16 protein-coding genes, 2 tRNA genes and 1 pseudogene are annotated in these 17,350 nt (G+C 68.6%); 15 read left to right on the top strand and 4 right to left on the bottom strand.

The genetic code is table 11. The annotated features are described in order from the left end of the window. Nucleotides 1–98: 98 nt before the first annotated feature. The 5 genes from gyrA (at nt 99) to BDK92_RS17905 (ending at nt 4,151) form a co-directional block, all read left to right on the top strand. Complete coding sequence (gene gyrA / locus BDK92_RS17920) at nt 99–2,618, top strand: DNA gyrase subunit A (protein WP_121157740.1); 2,520 nt, start codon at nt 99–101, stop codon at nt 2,616–2,618. A 3-nt stretch (nt 2,619–2,621) separates the two neighbouring features. Further along, nucleotides 2,622–3,614 carry a DUF3566 domain-containing protein gene (locus BDK92_RS17915; RefSeq protein ID WP_121157739.1) on the top strand — a complete coding sequence of 331 codons (993 nt, stop codon included), beginning with the start codon at nt 2,622–2,624 and terminating at the stop codon, nt 3,612–3,614. 175 nt (nt 3,615–3,789) lie between these two features. Next, a tRNA-Ile gene (locus BDK92_RS17910) sits at nt 3,790–3,863 on the top strand. Between the two features lie 41 nt (nt 3,864–3,904). Then, nucleotides 3,905–4,033, top strand: coding sequence for a DLW-39 family protein (locus BDK92_RS39700; RefSeq protein WP_211349269.1), 129 nt, complete (start codon nt 3,905–3,907; stop codon nt 4,031–4,033). A 42-nt stretch (nt 4,034–4,075) separates the two neighbouring features. Next, nucleotides 4,076–4,151: transfer RNA gene (locus BDK92_RS17905), tRNA-Ala, on the top strand. Between the two features lie 138 nt (nt 4,152–4,289). On the opposite strand, the gene BDK92_RS40370 is transcribed toward BDK92_RS17905, so the two are convergent. From BDK92_RS40370 to BDK92_RS41010, 3 genes and pseudogenes are all read right to left on the bottom strand, one after another. Beyond that, on the bottom strand, nt 4,290–4,442 hold the full coding sequence (locus BDK92_RS40370) for a hypothetical protein (protein WP_246017105.1): 153 nt from the start codon (nt 4,440–4,442) through the stop codon (nt 4,290–4,292). Further along, nucleotides 4,439–4,687 (bottom strand): hypothetical protein, encoded by a 249-nt coding sequence (locus BDK92_RS40365; RefSeq protein ID WP_246017104.1) that lies wholly within the window; start codon nt 4,685–4,687, stop codon nt 4,439–4,441. Before BDK92_RS40365 ends, BDK92_RS40370 begins: the two co-directional genes overlap by 4 nt. Nucleotides 4,688–4,698: 11 nt before the next feature. Next, nucleotides 4,699–4,854: pseudogene (locus BDK92_RS41010) on the bottom strand (replication initiator); the annotation flags it as partial. Nucleotides 4,855–4,890: 36 nt separating this feature from the next. Between BDK92_RS41010 and BDK92_RS17890 the strand changes: the two are divergent. The 4 genes from BDK92_RS17890 to BDK92_RS17875 all read left to right on the top strand — a co-directional run bounded on the left by BDK92_RS17890 (nt 4,891) and on the right by BDK92_RS17875 (nt 10,125). Next, entirely contained in the window at nt 4,891–5,238 is a 348-nt protein-coding gene (locus tag BDK92_RS17890; RefSeq protein ID WP_211349267.1) for an NUDIX domain-containing protein, read from the top strand. A gap of 62 nt (nt 5,239–5,300) precedes the next feature. Beyond that, nucleotides 5,301–6,869 carry an ISL3 family transposase gene (locus BDK92_RS17885; RefSeq protein ID WP_121157738.1) on the top strand — a complete coding sequence of 523 codons (1,569 nt, stop codon included), beginning with the start codon at nt 5,301–5,303 and terminating at the stop codon, nt 6,867–6,869. 726 nt (nt 6,870–7,595) lie between these two features. Continuing rightward, entirely contained in the window at nt 7,596–8,861 is a 1,266-nt protein-coding gene (locus tag BDK92_RS17880) for a DUF1800 domain-containing protein (RefSeq protein WP_121157737.1), read from the top strand. 1 nt (nt 8,862) lies between these two features. After that, on the top strand, nt 8,863–10,125 hold the full coding sequence (locus BDK92_RS17875; protein WP_121157736.1) for a DUF1501 domain-containing protein: 1,263 nt from the start codon (nt 8,863–8,865) through the stop codon (nt 10,123–10,125). 71 nt (nt 10,126–10,196) lie between these two features. On the opposite strand, the gene BDK92_RS17870 is transcribed toward BDK92_RS17875, so the two are convergent. Next, entirely contained in the window at nt 10,197–11,624 is a 1,428-nt protein-coding gene (locus tag BDK92_RS17870) for an MFS transporter (protein ID WP_121157735.1), read from the bottom strand. A 231-nt stretch (nt 11,625–11,855) separates the two neighbouring features. Between BDK92_RS17870 and BDK92_RS17865 the strand changes: the two genes are divergently transcribed. The 6 genes from BDK92_RS17865 (at nt 11,856) to BDK92_RS17840 (ending at nt 17,328) form a co-directional block, all read left to right on the top strand. Continuing rightward, the gene (locus BDK92_RS17865) at nt 11,856–12,842 is read left to right on the top strand and encodes an ABC transporter ATP-binding protein (protein ID WP_121157734.1); all 987 of its coding nucleotides are present in this window, start codon (nt 11,856–11,858) and stop codon (nt 12,840–12,842) included. Further along, on the top strand, nt 12,839–13,630 hold the full coding sequence (locus tag BDK92_RS17860; RefSeq protein ID WP_121157733.1) for an ABC transporter permease: 792 nt from the start codon (nt 12,839–12,841) through the stop codon (nt 13,628–13,630). The genes BDK92_RS17865 and BDK92_RS17860 overlap by 4 nt, the downstream gene beginning before the upstream one ends. Nucleotides 13,631–13,707: 77 nt before the next feature. Then, nucleotides 13,708–14,904 carry a sensor histidine kinase gene (locus BDK92_RS39695; RefSeq protein WP_211349265.1) on the top strand — a complete coding sequence of 399 codons (1,197 nt, stop codon included), beginning with the start codon at nt 13,708–13,710 and terminating at the stop codon, nt 14,902–14,904. Further along, nucleotides 14,901–15,524: a response regulator transcription factor gene (locus BDK92_RS17850; protein WP_121157732.1), complete on the top strand. Its 624-nt coding sequence runs from the start codon at nt 14,901–14,903 to the stop codon at nt 15,522–15,524. The genes BDK92_RS39695 and BDK92_RS17850 overlap by 4 nt, the downstream gene beginning before the upstream one ends. A gap of 86 nt (nt 15,525–15,610) precedes the next feature. After that, a complete protein-coding gene (locus tag BDK92_RS17845; protein WP_121157731.1) occupies nt 15,611–16,699 on the top strand; it encodes an S-(hydroxymethyl)mycothiol dehydrogenase in 1,089 nt (362 codons plus the stop codon). Further along, complete coding sequence (locus BDK92_RS17840; RefSeq protein WP_121157730.1) at nt 16,699–17,328, top strand: MBL fold metallo-hydrolase; 630 nt, start codon at nt 16,699–16,701, stop codon at nt 17,326–17,328. The genes BDK92_RS17845 and BDK92_RS17840 overlap by 1 nt, the downstream gene beginning before the upstream one ends. Nucleotides 17,329–17,350 lie beyond the last annotated feature (22 nt).

The raw sequence follows: 17,350 nt of genomic DNA, 5'->3' as shown, positions 1-17,350 counted from the left end.
ACGGGCAGGTGAAATCCACATGGTTATCCACAGCTTCGACGGTTTCCACAGCCGTTATCCACAGGGAAAGCGGCTAATTAGTCTGATAAGGGTTGACAGTGACGGATACTCCCGAGTCCTTCGATAGCGAGCCGGAAGCGGCTGCCGCCGGCGGGGCGGTGGTCCAGCACGACCGCATCGAGCCGGTGGGGCTCGAGGTGGAGATGCAGCGGTCCTACCTCGACTACGCGATGAGCGTGATCGTCGGTCGCGCCCTGCCGGACGTACGGGACGGCCTCAAGCCCGTACACCGCAAGATCCTCTACGCCATGTTCGACTCCGGATACCGGCCCGACCGGGGGTACGTGAAGTGCTCCCGGGTGGTCGGCGACGTGATGGGTCAGTTCCACCCGCACGGCGACTCCTCCATCTACGACGCGCTCGTCCGGATGGCCCAGCCCTGGTCGCTGCGCTACCCGCTGGTCGACGGCAACGGCAACTTCGGTTCGCCGGGTAACGACCCTGCCGCCGCCATGCGGTACACCGAGTGCAAGCTCGACCCGCTGGCGATGGAGATGCTCCGGGACATCGACGAGGACACCGTCGACCTCCAGGACAACTACGACGGCCGGGCCAAGGAACCGACGATCCTGCCGTCGCGGATTCCCAACCTGCTGCTCAACGGCTCCGAGGGCATCGCGGTCGGCATGGCCACCAAGATCCCGCCGCACAACCTGCGCGAGATCGGCGCGGCGGTGCAGTGGTGCCTGGAGAACCCGGAAGCCGACGAGGCGACCACCCTCGACGCCCTGATCGAGATCGTCAAGGGGCCGGACTTCCCGACCTACGGCCTGATCGTCGGCCACCAACCGATCCAGGACGCGTACCGGACCGGCCGCGGTTCGATCCGGATGCGGGCCGTGGTCGAGGTGGAGGAGGACAAGCGGGGGCGTACCTCGCTCGTCGTCAGCGAGTTGCCGTACCAGGTCAACCCGGACAACCTGGCCGAGCGGATCGCTGAGCTGATCAAGGAGGGCAAGCTCGCCGGCATCGCCGACATCCGCGACGAGTCCTCCGGGCGTACCGGTATGCGGATCGTGCTGGTACTCAAGCGCGACGCGGTCGCCAAGGTCGTGCTGAACAACCTCTACAAGCACACCCAGCTCCAGGAGACCTTCGGCGCCAACATGCTGGCCCTGGTCGACGGGGTGCCGCGCACGCTCAACCTCGCCCAGTTCATCCGCTACTACGTCGAGCACCAGATCGACGTGATCCGCAGGCGGACCGCGTACCGGCTGCGTAAGGCCGAGGAGCGGGCGCACATCCTGCGCGGTCTGGTTCGGGCGCTGGACGCGCTCGACGACGTGATCGCCCTGATCCGGCGCTCACCGACGGTGGAAGAGGCACGGCAGGGCCTGATCCAGCTGTTGGAGATCGACGAGATCCAGGCGACCGCGATCCTCGACATGCAGCTGCGGCGGCTCGCCGCGCTGGAGCGCCAGAAGATCATCGACGAGTTGGCGAAGATCGAGATCGAGATTGCCGACCTGAAGGACATCCTGGCCAAGCCGGAGCGTCAGCGGAAGATCATTTCCGAGGAGCTCGGCGAGATCGTGGCCAAGTGGGGTGACGAGCGGCGTACCAAGGTCCTGCCGTTCGACGGCGAGGTCTCGATGGAGGACCTGATCGCCCGCGAGGACGTGGTCGTCACCATCACCCGGACCGGGTACGCCAAGCGGACCAAGGTCGACCTCTACCGGTCGCAGCGCCGGGGTGGCAAGGGTGTCAGCGGCGCCACGCTGCGCCAGGACGACATCGTCAGCCACTTCTTCGTCTGCTCCACGCACAACTGGATGCTCTTCTTCACCAACAAGGGCCGGGTGTACCGGGCGAAGGCGTACGAGCTGCCCGAGGCGAGCCGGACGGCGAAGGGGCAGCACGTCGCGAACCTGCTCGCCTTCCAGCCGGACGAGCAGATCGCCCAGGTCATCCAGATCCCGGACTACCAGGTCGCGCCGTATCTGGTGTTGGCGACCCAGAAGGGCCTGGTCAAGAAGACCAAGCTGGAGGAGTTCGACTCCAACCGTTCCGGCGGCATCATCGCGATCAACCTTCGGGACGAGGACGAGTTGGTCGGAGCGGCACTTGCCGGACCAGAGGATGATCTCCTGCTGGTGTCCAAAAAGGCGCAAGCGATCCGGTTCAACGCCACCGACGAGGCGCTCCGTCCGATGGGCCGGGCCACCACCGGCGTGATCGGGATGCGCTTCACCGACGACGACGTCCTGCTGGCCATGGAGGTGGTCCGCGAAGGGATGGACGTCCTGGTGGCGACGAACGGCGGGTACGCAAAACGTACGCCGATCGAGGAATATCCGGTCCAGGGCCGGGGAGGAAAGGGTGTGCTGACCGCAAAGATCACCGAACGTCGTGGTGGACTGGTCGGCGCAGCTGTGATCAGCCCGGACGACGAGCTGTTCGCGATCACCAGTAACGGCGGCGTGATCCGGACTCCGGTGAAGCCTGTACGCCGTACACGCGATCGGAACACAATGGGGGTCAAGCTGATGGACCTCCCGGATGGTGTGACGATCGTGGCCATTGCTCGCAATGCCGACGAGCCTGACGAACAGGACTAGTTGATGACGGAGACACAGGCGAAGTCGGGGAGCGCGGGGACCTCGGCCAACCCGGTCGATGAGGAGGCCGCCGCCGGCGGCGCACCAGCGACCGGCCGCGCGGCCGTCGGCCGGGCGGTTGTCCCCGCCGACGCGCCGTCGCCGAAGTTCACCCGGGCACCCGGCATGCCGCCGCCGCCGGACCAGCCCAGCGGTGAGGCGAGCCGTCCGGCGGAAGCCCCCGGAGCCGACGGGAGCGCCGCGTCGTCGTCCGGCACGGCATCGGCCGCCGCCGCGTCGTCGGCCGCCACGTCGCCCAGCGGGTCGGCGGGACCGGGTGCGCAGAACCGGCCGACCACGCCCGGCCGCCCGCAGCCCCCGGGTGCGCCGACTCCGGGACAGGCCACCCCCGGGCAGACCACCCCCGGGCAGGCCCTGCCGGGCATGTCCGGGCTGGGTCAGGCGGCGTCGGGAACACCCGTCGCGGGGCCGGGTGGCAAGGACGAGGGGCCCGCCACCGGAACGGCTCGACCGAACCCCGGCGGCGGAGCGGGACGTACCTTCGGTGCCGCGGCCGCGGTCGGTGCCGCGCGGGTCAGCGAGGCGGTGCGGTCGGCCCGCAATTCGGTCGGCTCTGCGGCCTCGCGCGGGCCGCGTCGGGCCCGGCTGAACCTCAAGCGGATCGACCCCTGGTCCGTCATGAAGTTCTCGTTCGCGGTGTCTCTGGTGCTCTTTGTCGTCGTGATCGTGGCGACCTCGGTGCTCTACCTCGCCCTCGACGCCATGGGCGTGTTCGAGAGCGTGAACAGCAGCCTGGCCGACCTGATCAACGCTGGCGGCGGTCAGAGTGACAACGCCTTCACCATCACTGCCAAGGGCGTGATCCTCAGCTCGGCACTGATCGGGCTGGTGAACGTGGTGCTCTTCACCGCGCTGGCCACGCTCGGCGCGTTTGTCTACAACGTCTGTGCCGACCTGGTCGGTGGGATCGAGTTGACCCTCGCCGAGCGCGACTGACAACGTGCGGAACGCCGGGGTCCCGCGAATGCGGTGGCCCCGGCGTTTTGTATTCGGTAGCGTCTTCCAGGACCACCGTGGCGGTCCGCGCGCGAGGCATCGCCGCAGCTCGGCGCGGGGGTCAGCCCCCGAGTTGGGAGATCGCCCGAAGGTACGGTAACCTTGCTCGTCGCACGGGGCTATAGCTCAGTCGGTTAGAGCGCAGAGCTGATAACTCTGAGGTCGCTGGTTCGATTCCAGCTAGCCCCACTTTTAGACCGTCCGACAGCAGTCGAGCGTGAGGGACTGTCATGTTCAAGAAGCTTCTGATCCTCGCCAGCGTTGTCGGCGTGGCGGCCCTGATCGCCAAAAAGGTCAAGGAATCCAACGACGAGCGCGCGCTGTGGCACGAGGCCACCACCGCGCCCGACCTTCGGTAATCCCGCGACCCGGATTGCCCGACCCGGCGGCCGACGCCGCCCGGGGCCATAGCTCAACTGGCAGAGCACTGCCTTTGCAAGGCAGGGGTTAGGGGTTCGAGTCCCCTTGGCTCCACCAGCACTTTCACGCGTTGACCTTGGGTACGAGTACAGCCAAGGGATTCTCACGCCGACTCCTCCCCGCCCAACGCCCGGTCAATCGCCGAGGCGGCGTTGCGGGCCCGAGCCGGCAGGACATGCCCGTAGGTGTCCGCCGTCATCCGGATCGTGGAGTGGCCCAGCAGTTCCATGACGGTCCGCAGCTCCTCCCCTGGTCGAGGAGGAAGGTCGCGAACGCGTGCCGCAGATCGTGCAGGTGCAGCCACTCCAACCCGGCCGCCTGGCGCAACTGCTCGAAGCGCCGGTTCACGTCTCGCGGCTCCATCCCGGGCCGATGGTGCTGGCGAAGACGAGATCCAGATCCGCCCACGCCTCGCCGCCGCGAGCCGTTCCGGCTTCGAGAGTCCGAGGCGGCGCGGTCAGGTACCCGCGCAGGTTCGTCTCGCCGAGGGCTTCGTCCAGTTCGGCGATCCCGGCGTCGAGGTCGGTGAGTTGGGTGGCTCGTTGGTCGGGGTGCACGGGTTCGTACTGGAGTGCTTCGCGTTCGAACTCCATGTGCTCCCGGACCGGACCCAGGGCGAGGACGTCTTTGCTGGGGCGTTCGGGTCGATGGCGGGTTCGTCGGCGAGGTGCCAGCCCTCCCGGATCTGCTGGATCCGCAACCTGCGGTTCCGCTCCGCGCACGGCTTGTACTTCACCGCGAGGGTCGCCCCACACGGCACCTTCACCACCTCGGTCACTCCGGTCACCGTGTCGGTGTGGCGCACGGGAAGACGGAGATCCGGCGCTCCGTGGTTAGCGCGGCATCGCCACGCTTCTGGTTTGATCACCGGATGGGTTATGTCGGTTCCTACACCTGGCAACTTCGACAGTTGGTCGGGTCTCGACTGCTGCTCATGCCCGGGGCACAGGTCGTTCTCCTCGACTCGGCTGACCACGTCTTGTTCCAGCGACGTCGTGATTCTGGTTTGTGGGAGATACCGGCAGGGGCCGCCGAGCCAGGAGGAAGCTTCGTCGGCACCGCGATCGATGAGGTGCGAGAGGAGACCGGACTTATGATCGACAGCTCCGATCTCGCTGCCTTCGGCTGTGTCGGCGCCGCGTGAAAACTGGCTCTGGCACACATTTTGTGAGTCGTGCTCGCTGAGGGTTCGGGTTGGGTGCCAGGGTGGAGATCATCTTGGCGTTGCTTCCGCATCTGGTTGGCCTGCGGCTGGAAGCGGTGGTGGTCCGCGGCGTCGGGGTCAGGATCGACGCGGCGACGAAGACGGTGCGGGCCGCGTGCGGAGCCTGCGGCACATGGTCGACCACCCTGCATGGTTCCTATGTGCGCCGGTTGGCCGACGTCAGGCTGGGCGGCCATGAGGTGCTGGTCGCGTTGACGGTCCGCCGGTTCACCTGCGTCAACGTCGGGTGCCGGCGGCGGACGTTCGTCGAGCAGGTGCCCGGGCTGACCCGCCGGTATGCCCGTCACACGGTCCTGGCAGCGGGTGACCTGCAGGCGGTCGCCGTGGCGTTGGGCGGTCGACCGGGCACCCGGTTGGCGCATCGGGTGGCAGTGTCGGTGTCCCGGATGACGTTGATCCGGATGATCCGGCGGATGCCCGACCCGCCGCCGGTGACGCCGACAGTGCTGGGCGTGGACGACTTCGCCCGCCGCCGTGGGCACCGATACGCCACGGTGCTGATCGACATGCATACCCGCAGGCCGATCGACGTTCTACCCGACCGCACCGCCGACACCCTCGCCGCCTGGCTGCGCGAACACCCCGGCGTTCAGATCATTTGCCGGGATCGCGGCGGCAGCTACGCCGACGGCGCCCGCAAAGGCGCACCTGACGCGGTCCAGGTCGCTGACCGGTGGCACCTGCTGAAGAACCTCAGCGACACCATCGAGAAGGTCGTCCGTGGGCACCGCCGATGCCTACGCGAGCACACCGACCCGATGTCCGCGCTGTCCGCGCCGGTCACGACCGAGCCAGGTACCACCGGACGACGGGCGGCGAACACCCGCCAACGCCACGCGGCCGTGCACGCCCTGCGAGCCGAAGGACTCTCGATCAGCGCGACCGCCCGCCGACTCGACATGAACGTCAGAACCGCCCGTAAATACGCCCACGCCGTCACCGCCGAGGCGTTAATCGGCCCGAACGCCAGCAGCCGACCCAGCGTCCTCGCACCGTTCCATTCCTACCTGCGGCAACGCCTCACCGACGGCGTCCACCACACCGCCGACCTGCATGCCGAGATCCTGGCCCGCGGCTACCAGGGCAGCCTGCGCGTACTGAAAGACTGGCTCACCACCAACCGCACCCGGCCCACCCCCGTGACCGTTCGAGTGCCGTCGGCCCGGCGGATCACCGCCTGGATCATGCGACCCGGCCACAAACTCGCCGACGACGACCGCATTAACCTCGCCGACGCCCGCAGCCGCTGCCTCGACCTCGACGCCGTCGCCGACCTCGCCCGCGGGTTCGCCGCCCTGGTTCGCCATCAAGGCACCGGACAACACCTCGACGCCTGGATCGAGCGTGCCCGCAACGCTGGATACCCCGAAGTCCGCGGCTTCGCCGCTGGCTTGATCAGCGACCGCGACGCTGTCGTCGCCGGCCTCACCCAACGCTGGAGCTCAGGCCCCGTCGAAGGCCACGTGAACCGCATCAAAACGATCAAGAGACAGATGTACGGCCGCGCGAACCTCGACCTCCTCCGCAAACGCGTCCTCGCCACACCATGAGCCGCCACCAAGATCAATCACAGAATGTGTGCCAGAGCCAGACTTCAGCCGGCGTTGACAGGCTGCCTCTCTGAGCCGGATGCGCACGTCATCACCTATCCCAACGGGGACCGGATGCACTGCTTCGCCATGTGCTTCGAGGCGCGACGATGGTCAGGAGTGATCGAGCCGGAGGGCACGGAGGTGCTCGAAGTGGCGTTCGCTGATCCCGCAACGCCACCCGGCCCGCTGCAAGCGCAGACCCGAGTTGTCCTGGAAATGCACGCCGGGTATCGCCTGACTGGCCGGTTTCAAGCCAGGTGATGCCTGGACTCACGGGCCATCGGTGAGCCAGTAGCCATGGCACCCTTGGGCACGCGTGGGCGCGGGAGGCAAACGGGTAGGCCGTTGGGTGCAGGCGTTTCGGGCATCACGACCAGTTGAGCAGGCTCTTCCAAACTGAAGGTGTGCCGCAGGTCGTGCAGGCATCGGAGCGGACAGAACACCTAGGTCGAGGCAGTGGCGGCGATCGCCGACCACAGAACGCCCAGGGGAGCGCCCAGCGGGACCAGCGACAGTGATCGGCGTTCGCCGACCCTGATTTTGATGTTGTGAAAGCAGGGGTGGGGGGTTGTCTCCACCCATCAGTGGGAAGCGTCTGGGTAGCCAGCGGTGCCCAGGCGACGGTGGCCGTGACGGGCAGCGCTCAGGTTTCGCGGTGTGGATCGGCCGGGTAGATTGGCGAACATGAGCGATAGCGTGGCGATGCTGTTGCGACGTGCGGGATTCGGCCCGACAGCCTCCGAACTGGACGCTGCGAAAAAGGCTGGCTACGCCGCGACGGTCGCGAAGTTGATCTCGCCACGTGGGCCGGACGTCGCAGCCTCCCTGGCACCGATCCCGAACCTCGGGCCGGATCCGTTCATCGGGAGCCCGATGGGTCAGCAGCGGGCCGCCGCAGTTGCGAAACGGCGACAGCAAACCAGCCAGATCGTTCGGTGGTGGCTCGATCGCATGACTGTCGCGGACCATCAGGCGACCGAGAAGTTGGTCTTTTTCTGGCACGGGCACTGGGCCACCTCGATTGAAAAGGTCAGCAGCCCGCAGCAGATGATGGCCCAGCACATGAAGTTTCGCGACTCGCCGGATTTCCGAGTGATGGCGCGGTCGCTAGTTACGAATCCAGCCTTGATCTGGTGGCTCGACGGCCAGACCAACACCAAAAAGGCGCCCAACGAAAATCTTGCCCGTGAGCTGATGGAACTCTTCATGCTCGGCATCGGGCACTATACCGAGCAGGACGTGAAAGAGGCGGGTCGGGCGCTGACCGGCTGGAAGCTGGAGACCCGGTACCCGGACGCTGGCGTCTTCCTGCCGCAGTACCACGACACCGGGAAGAAGACCATTCTCGGGACCACTGCGAATTTCGACGCTCTGGGGCTGGTCGATTTTCTCGCGAAACGGCCCCAGTGTGCTCGCTTCATTGCGAGCCGACTGTGGTTCCGATACGCGTCCTCTACTGAGCCCATTCCTCGGTCTACTTTGGATAAAATGGCATCCGCCTACCCGTCGACGACGTCCATGCTGCGGACGCTCTTTCTGGACGCCGAGTTTCGGTCGGGCCGGTATCAGCTGGTGAAACAGCCGGTCGAGTGGCTGGTCGGCGCGATGAGACAGCTCCGGATGCGCCCCACGCGTCTTCCTGAAGCTTCCACCCAGCGGCTCTTGGGTGGGTTGGAGAGCCTTGGGCAGGTGCTGTTCTCTCCGCCCAGCGTGGGCGGCTGGCCGAGTGGCGTGGCGTGGCTGACCTCATCGGCCGCCCAGGTTCGACTGACCATGGCGCAGGTGATCGCCGAAGCCGCACAGCCGCATCGGATGACGGTGGAGGAGTTGGCAAACCTGCTCGCCGTCGAAACCTGGACCGACCGCACATATTCAGCCCTGAAGCAGGCGAGCGCCCCTCAACATCTCCTGGCGCTTGGTCTGGTGAGCCCGGAATACCTGGTGAGCTGACATGGATGCGTTGACCCGGCGTAGGTTCCTGCGCCGATCCGGCGTCGCTGCGGGCGCTGCGCTCGTGGTGGGTGCGGGCGGTGGATTCGGACTGGCCGAACTTCTCGCGACTGCGGAGAAGGGGCCTGACGTTGTTGCAAGGGATGAAGACAAATTAGTCATCGTCACCCTGTACGGCGGCAACGACGGCCTCAACACGGTCATCCCATACGCGGATCCTGCGTACCACGCCGCCCGGCCTGAACTGGCGTATGCGCCGGAGGATGTGCTGCACCTCAACGAATCGCTTGGCCTCAGCCCGGGTCTGAGCGGGTTGAAACGGTTGTGGAACGAAGAGCGGCTGGCGGTTGTCCTCGGCGTCGGATACCCGAAACCTGACCGGAGCCATTTCCGCTCGATGGACATCTGGCAGACGGCGGCGCCGGCCGCGCCGGTCGCGACCGGCTGGGTCGGCCGATGGCTGGACGGGACCAACGCCTCGCCGGAGGCCGCCGTCAGTTTCGAGCCGGTGCTCCCGCCACTGCTCGCGGGTTCGACCCGAGCAGGAGCGTGTGTCACGATCAATGCCCTTCAGCTCCCCTCCGGTATCAAGAAAGAGATGATCTCGGCCCTCGGGAAGACACAGCAGGACGAGCCGGAACTCCAGGCACGGGCCGCGAAGGCGTTCCACGATTTCCTCTGGGTCGATCAGCTCGTACGTGAGGCCGAGAAGGCGGAGCCCTCCACGGAGGCCAGCGAGCTCACGTACGTGCCGGGGACCGGCACCGGCGGCGACAGCCTGCTCGCCACCCAGCTCGCGTTGGTTAGCAGATGCATCGAGGCGGGCGTGCCGACCAGGGTCTACTCAGTGAGTCTGGGCGGATTCGACACGCACGCGGATGAGCGACCGGCACAGGAGCGGCTACTCAAGCAGCTCGACGATGGCTTGTCCGGATTCATGGACCGGTTGGCGAAGACGGAGGCCGGGCGACGCGTGACCGTCGTCGTCTACAGCGAGTTCGGTCGCCGGGTCCGGGCCAACGCTTCCGACGGCACGGATCATGGCACCGCCGGGCCGGTGTTCGTGCTGGGCTCCGGGGTGGCTGGCGGACTCTACGGTGAGCAACCGAGCCTGACCGATCTGGACGACGGCGACCTGAAGGCGACGACCGACTTCCGCGACGTCTTCGGCACCCTTCTCGGCTCGGTTCTGCATGCCGATCCGGCTCAGTACATCAGCAACCACCAGTTCAAGCTTCTGCCGCTGTTCGGTGCGCCCAAGTAACCAGAACGGCCTGCGGAAGGGGATTTGCGCCGCTGCGGCGGTCGCGGTGATCGCCGCAGCGGCGGGGTGGGTCACGCTGCTGCGGCTGCTTCGGCGACCTGCTCGGCGTCGGGGCGCAGTTGCGGGGTGGCGAGCGTGACCACGAGGTTGAGGATCGCGAACGCGGTGGCGACCATCAACCCGCGGTGGAAGCCCTCGACCAGGGCCTGCTGCTGACCGAGGCCGTGCGCCATCGCGTCCGCGGTGCGGGTGATGGAGAGCGTCGTGACGATGGCCAACCCCAGCGCACCACCGACCTGGTAGACGGCGGTCACCACACCGGATGCGGCGCCTGCCTCGTGGTGTGCGACGTCGGACACCGCCGTGATCTGGGCCGGTACACCGACGCCGATGATGCCGAGTCCGAACAGGAGCAGGCCGGGCAGCAGCTCAGTGGCGTAACTGCCGGTCGCACCGGCGCGGGAGAGCAGCAGGAGACCGGCGACGCTGAGCACCGTGCCGGCGATCTGGAGCGTACGGGTGCCGATCTTGGGCACGAGTTGGGTGGCGAGGACGGCGCCGGTGATCGCGGCGGCACCCATCGGTAGGAAGTGCATGCCAGCGGCCAGGGGCGAGTCGCCGCGTACCTGCTGGAGGTAGATCGCGGTCAGGAAGAACATGGCCAGGAACGCGGCGCCGTTGAGCGCCAGGGCGGCGCTGGAGACGCTCAGGGCGCGGGAACGGAACAGTCGCAGCGGTACCAGCGGTGCCACCGAGCGGGCCTCGACGGCGACAAACACGGTCAGCAGCACGAGTCCGCCGACGAGGAAACCGACCACTTCGAGCGAGCCCCAGCCGCTCGCCTCTGCCCGTACGACGCCGAAGACGACGGCGAGCAGACCGGCGGTGCTCAGGACAGCGCCGGCGACGTCGAAGGTGCGGGTGCCGTGTTCGTGGTGGCGGGTGTCCTGGACGAACGTCGGGATGAGTGCGATGAGCGCGATCACGATCGGTACGTTGACGAAGAAGACCCAGCGCCAGTCCAGCGAGTCGACGAGCAGGCCACCGGCGACCACGCCGAGGGTGCCGCCGAGCCCGGCCAAACCGCCCCATACGCCCATGGCGATGTTGCGGGCCCGTCCGTGGGCGAAGGTGACGGTGAGGATCGCCAGCGCGGCCGGGGAGAGCAGGGCGCCGCCGAGTCCCTGGACGGCCCGGGCACCGATCAGCAGGCCCGGGGAGGTGGCGAGTCCGGCGAGTAGTGAGGTGGCGCCGAAGATCGCGAGTCCGGCGACGAAGACCCGGCGGGGGCCGAGCAGGTCCGCAGCGCGTCCGCCGAGGAGCAGGAAGCCGCCGAAGAGAAGGGTGTAGGCGCTGATCACCCACTGTAGGTTGTCGGTGGTGAACTTCAGGTCGGACTGTATGTCGGGTAGTGCGACGTTCACGATCGTCACGTCGAGTACCACGATGAACTGGGCGAGTGCCAGTACCGCGAGGGTGGCCCAGGGGCTGCGTCGCATTGCGTATCCCGTCGAGGAAGCCGATGCCGGCGGACGTCCGCCGCAGGTCTACGGCGTACACATACAACGTATATGCACGGTCTACGGCGTACACAACGTTGCGGCTTCGACTATGAGCAAGGACACGAACAGTGCGGCCGGCGGGATCGATCCGTACCCCTGACAAATGTCACGGCCAGGTGGTGACGTGCGGCAGACCGCTCCCGTCCCGGGTCGGCGCAACCTTGCACCATGACAAGATCGACGACCACGACGCCGGTGGCCCGGACGGCCGGCACCGGTACCGGGACCCCCGCCGTCGAACTGACCGGACTCACCAAAACCTACGGCCCGGTGACCGCCGTCGACGGGCTCAGCCTGCGTGTCGAACCCGGCGAGGTGGTGGCGTTCCTCGGACCGAACGGCGCCGGCAAGACGACCACGATCGACATGCTGCTCGGCCTGGCCAGGCCGACGTCGGGCAGCGTCCGGGTCTACGGGCAGTCTCCCGAGGAAGCCATCGGGCAGGGCCGGATCGCCGCCGTGATGCAGACCGGCGGGTTGCTCAAGGACCTGACCGTGGCCGAGACGGTACGGATGACCGCCACCTTTTTCAGCCACAGCCGACCCGTGGCCGAGGTGCTCGACCGGGCCGGCATCACCGCCATCGGTGACCGTCGGGTCGGCAAGTGCTCGGGTGGCCAGCAGCAACGGCTGCGGTTCGCCCTCGCACTCCTCTCCGACCCGGACCTGATGGTGCTGGACGAACCGACGACCGGGATGGACGTCGAGGGACGCCGGGACTTCTGGACCGCGATCCGGGAGGACGCCCGATCCGGGCGGACGATCCTGTTCGCCACCCACTACCTGGAGGAGGCGGACGCGTACGCCGACCGGATCGTGCTGGTGCGGCAGGGACGGATCGTCGCCGACGGCACCAGTGCCGAGATCAAGAACCTGGCCGCGGGTCGGGTGGTCCGGGCCACGCTGCCCGGCGCCGACCAGGTACGGCTGGCCGCACTGCCCGGCGTGGACTCGGTCGAGGTACGCGGCGACACCGTACTGCTGCACGCCAGCGACTCCGACGCGGTGGCCCGGCACCTGCTCACCGCCACCTCCGCACGCGACCTGGAGATCACCTCGCGCAACCTAGAGGAAGCCTTCCTCGCGCTCACCACCACCGGGGCGCCCGCCGGCGGCGACGCCTCCACCCGCGGCACCGACCGGAGGACCCGATGACCAGCAGCGCCCAGACCCTGCCCACGACGCCCCGGCAGCGTCCCGCCATGGGCGGGTTCACGCCGACCTTCCTGCTGCTGGAGATCCGCCGGGTGCTCCGCAACCGGCGCACGATGATCTTCATCCTGGTGATGCCGGCGGTCTTCTTCCTCCTCTTCGGCCTGCCGCAGCGCGGGCAGACGCTCGACAACGGCTCCCCGGTCACCGGCTACATCATGATCAGCCTGGCGGTGTACGGCGCGATGGTCGCCACCACCAGCGGCGGCGGAATGGTCGCCGTCGAACGAGCCCTCGGCTGGAGTCGTCAGCTTCGCCTCACCCCACTGCGCCCGGCCGCGTACGTGACCACGAAGGTGCTGACCGCGATGGTTCTCGGCCTGATCGCGGTGGTGGTGGAGTTCGCGGTCGGCGCGGTGTCCGGAGTCCGCCTGCCGGCACACGTCTGGCTGCTCGCCGGGCTGGCCGCCTGGATCGGCTCGCTCGTCTTCGCCGCCTTCGGGCTCTTCGTCGGCTACCTCGCCCCGGCCGAGAACGTGATGCAGTTCCTCGGCCCGATCCTCGCCATCCTGGCGATGTTCGGCGGTCTCTTCGTGCCACTGGAGGTGCTGCCGCACGCCATGCAGGAGATCGCCAAGTTCACCCCGGTGTACGGCCTCGGCGAGATCGCCCGCAGCCCGCTGACCGGATCGGGGTTCACCCTGGCGTCGGTGGCGAACGTACTGGCCTGGACCGTCGTCTTCAGTTTCGGCGCCGCCCGGCTGTTCCGCCGCGACACCCAACGGGTGTGACCCGCTCGTCCGGGTCGCCAGCCCCGACCAGCCGGTACGCGGCGGTCGGCGGCGACCAGCGTGGTTATGGTGGCCGAGTGACCTCCCCGGACCACTCGGCCTGGTGGCCCGGACGCCGCAGCCGGCGGGATTTCGGCTGGGCGGTCGGCGGCATCTGGCTGGTCTACCTCAGCCACCCGATCAGCACGGCCTGGCAGCACCCGCCCGGCTTCGCGCGGGACCTGGCGGTCGGGGCCCTGCTCGGGTTCGGCCTCTGCTACGTGCTGATCTTCGCGTTGATGGTCCGGGCCCGACACCGCCGTCGGGCGCTCGGTGCCGTACCCACCTGGGGTCATCTCGGCGACCGGCTCAGTTGGGCACTGCTCGGCCTGCTGTTCGGGCTCAGCCTGTTGGCCATCCCCGGGGTGGGCGCGGACTGGCTGGTCACCCTGGTCTACCTCAGCACCGCCGCGGTGATGTTGCTGCCACTGCGCGCCGCCCTGGTCTTCGTCGGCGTGATGGCCCTGGTCGCGGCGGTCACGCCGTTCGCCGTACCCGGCTGGCGCGGCCAGTCCGACCTGGTCTTCGCCGTACTGCTCGCCGCCTTTGCCACCTTCGGCGTGACCCGGCTGGCCGAACGGAACGCCGACCTGCTCGCCGCACAGCGGGAGATCCACCGGTTGGCGGTCGCCGGGGAACGGTCCCGGACCGCCCGCGACCTGCACGACATCCTCGGCCATTCGCTGACCGTGGTGGCGGTCAAGGCCGAACTCGCCGGCCGGTTGCTCGAGGTGGACCCGGGCCGAGCGGCGGTGGAGGTCGCCGACGTGGAACGGCTGGCCCGCGAGGCGCTGGCCGACGTACGCAGCACCGTCGGGGCGTACCGTGAGGTCACCCTCGCGACCGAGTTGGCCGGCGCCCGCACGGCGCTGGACGCGGCGGGCATCGAGGCCGACCTGCCCGCCGCCGCCGTTGGCCTGCCGGAAGCCCGGTCCGAACTCTTCGGCTGGGCGGTACGGGAAGGGGTCACGAACGTGGTACGGCACAGCGGTGCCCGGCGCTGCACCGTCCGGGTCGGTCACGACATGGTCGAGGTACTCGACGACGGCCGGGGGCCGGAGGAAGGTCAGCCCGACCGCGTACCGGTCGACGGATCGGACCGGCCGGTTGGCGGGCACGGCCTGCTCGGGCTCCGGGAACGGGCCGAACAGGCTGGCGGGCGGGTCACCGTGGGGCGCGGACCCGGCGGCAGGGGCTTCCGGCTCCGGGTCGAACTGGACCGGCGAGCCGGATGACCGAACCCATCCGGCTGCTGCTCGCCGACGATCAGGCACTGGTCCGGGGCGCCCTGGCGGCGCTCCTCTCCCTCGAACCGGACCTGACCGTGGTCGCCGAGGTCGGGCGCGGCGACGAGGTGGTGGACGCGGCGCGCCGTACCCGGCCCGACATCGCGCTGCTGGACGTGGAGATGCCCGGCCTGGACGGGATCGGGGCCACCGCCGCGCTGCGGGCGGCCCGGCCGGAATGCCGGGTGCTGGTGGTCACCACCTTCGGACGCCCCGGCTATCTGCGACGGGCGATGGAGGCCGGCGCGGATGGTTTCGTCGTCAAGGACACCCCGGCCCGGCAACTCGCCGACGCGGTCCGCCGGGTCCACGCCGGACTCCGGGTGGTCGACCCGACCCTCGCCGCGGAGACCCTCGCCAGCGGATTCAGCCCGCTTACCGCGCGGGAGACCGAGGTGTTGCGGGTGGCCCGGAGCGGGGGCACGGTCGCCGCGCTCGCCCGGATGCTGCACCTCTCCGAGGGGACCGTACGCAACCACCTCTCCGCCGCGATCGGCAAGACCGGCGCACACAACCGGACGGAAGCGGTCCGGATCGCCGAGCAGAATGGCTGGCTGCTCGGCGATTGACGGCTGGTCCTCGATTCATGCGCATGATGTGATACCTCCGAGATCAAGACCGAGGAATCGATCACGGCGAAGGCGAGGGCGGATCAGTGGGTCAGGAAGTACGCGGTGTCATCTCGAGGGCCAGGGGTGCACCGGTCGAGGTCGCCACGATCGTCGTACCGGACCCCGGGCCGGGCGAGGCAGTGGTGCGGGTGCAGAGCTGCGGGGTGTGCCACACCGATCTGCACTACCGCGAAGGCGGTATCAACGACGACTACCCGTTCCTGCTGGGACACGAGGCGGCCGGGATCGTGGAGCAGGTCGGCGAGGGCGTCACCGGCGTGGCACCGGGCGACTTCGTCGTACTGAACTGGCGGGCCGTGTGTGGTGACTGCCGGGCCTGCAACCGGGGCAAGCCGTGGTACTGCTTCAACACGCACAACGCCACCCAGAAGATGACCCTCACCGACGGCACCGAACTCGCACCGGCCCTGGGCATCGGCGCGTTCGTGGAGAAGACCCTGGTTCACGCCGGACAGTGCACCAAGGTCGACCCGGCGGCCCGACCGGCCGCGGTCGGCCTGCTCGGCTGCGGAGTGATGGCCGGGCTCGGCGCGGCGATGAACACCGGACAGGTGACCCGGGGCGACTCGGTCGCGGTGATCGGCTGCGGCGGGGTGGGTGACGGTGCGGTCGCCGGTGCCGTCCTGGCCGGCGCGACCACGATCATCGCGGTGGACACCGACCCCCGGAAACTGGAGTGGGCGAAGGGCTTCGGCGCCACCCACACCGTGAACGCCCGGGAGACCGACCCGGTCGAGGCGATCCGGGCACTGACCGGCGGGTTCGGTGCCGACGTGGTGGTCGACGCGGTCGGCCGACCGGAGACCTGGCAGCAGGCGTTCTACGCCCGGGACCTGGCCGGCACGGTGGTCCTGGTCGGGGTCCCCACCCCGGAGATGAAGGTCCCCGAGCTGCCGCTGCTGGACGTCTTCGGACGCGGCGGCGCCCTCAAGTCGAGCTGGTACGGCGACTGCCTGCCCAGCCGGGACTTCCCTTTGCTGACCGAGCTCTACCTGCAGGGGCGGCTGGACCTGGACAGCTTCGTCACCGAGGAGATCGCCCTGGACCAGGTGGAGGAGGCGTTCGCCCGGATGCACCGGGGCGACGTACTCCGGTCGGTGGTGGTCTTCTGATGACCGCCCGGATCGACCACGCGGTGACCAAGGGGACCTTCTCTCTCGACGGCCAGACCTTCGACGTGGAGAACAACGTCTGGGTCGTCGGCGACGACGACGAGTGTGTGGTCATCGACGCGCCGCACGACGTGGAGACGATTCTGCGTACGGTCGGTGGCCGGCGGGTGCGGGCGATCCTCGCCAGCCACGCGCACGACGACCACGTACGGGTGGCGCCGGCCCTCGGCGAGGCGACCGGCGCGCCGGTGCTGCTGCACCCGGACGACCGGGTGCTCTGGGACCAGGTCCATCCCGACGTGATACCCGACGGTGAACTGACCGACGGGCAGACGATCGAGATCGGCGGGATCGTGCTGACCGTCCTGCACACACCGGGCCACAGCCCGGGCGCGTGCTGCTTTCACGTACCCCGCCTCGGAGCGGTCTTCACCGGTGACACGCTTTTTGCCGGTGGGCCGGGTGCGACCGGACGCTCGTACAGCGACTTCGGCACCATCGTCGGTTCGATCCGGGAGCGGCTGCTGACCCTTCCCCCGGCCACCACCGTCCACACCGGCCACGGAGACGGTACGACCATCGGGGCCGAGGCGCCGCACCTCGACGAGTGGCTGGCCCGGGGGCACTGACGTACGCGCCGTCGACCGGGCC

It is taken from the genome of Micromonospora pisi (assembly GCF_003633685.1).
Taxonomy (GTDB): Bacteria; Actinomycetota; Actinomycetes; order Mycobacteriales; family Micromonosporaceae; genus Micromonospora_G; species Micromonospora_G pisi.
This window is presented reverse-complemented; position numbering and strand designations above follow the sequence as displayed.

Coding starts and splice junctions, on each gene's coding strand:
- BDK92_RS17915 (WP_121157739.1), top strand. CDS start 2,622: ATGACGGAGACACAGGCGAAGTCGGGGAGCGCGGGGACCTCGGCCAAC.
- BDK92_RS39700 (WP_211349269.1), top strand. CDS start 3,905: ATGTTCAAGAAGCTTCTGATCCTCGCCAGCGTTGTCGGCGTGGCGGCC.
- BDK92_RS40365 (WP_246017104.1), bottom strand. CDS start 4,687: ATGGAGTTCGAACGCGAAGCACTCCAGTACGAACCCGTGCACCCCGAC.
- BDK92_RS17880 (WP_121157737.1), top strand. CDS start 7,596: ATGAGCGATAGCGTGGCGATGCTGTTGCGACGTGCGGGATTCGGCCCG.
- BDK92_RS17875 (WP_121157736.1), top strand. CDS start 8,863: ATGGATGCGTTGACCCGGCGTAGGTTCCTGCGCCGATCCGGCGTCGCT.
- BDK92_RS17870 (WP_121157735.1), bottom strand. CDS start 11,624: ATGCGACGCAGCCCCTGGGCCACCCTCGCGGTACTGGCACTCGCCCAG.
- BDK92_RS17865 (WP_121157734.1), top strand. CDS start 11,856: ATGACAAGATCGACGACCACGACGCCGGTGGCCCGGACGGCCGGCACC.
- BDK92_RS17860 (WP_121157733.1), top strand. CDS start 12,839: ATGACCAGCAGCGCCCAGACCCTGCCCACGACGCCCCGGCAGCGTCCC.
- BDK92_RS17850 (WP_121157732.1), top strand. CDS start 14,901: ATGACCGAACCCATCCGGCTGCTGCTCGCCGACGATCAGGCACTGGTC.
- BDK92_RS17840 (WP_121157730.1), top strand. CDS start 16,699: ATGACCGCCCGGATCGACCACGCGGTGACCAAGGGGACCTTCTCTCTC.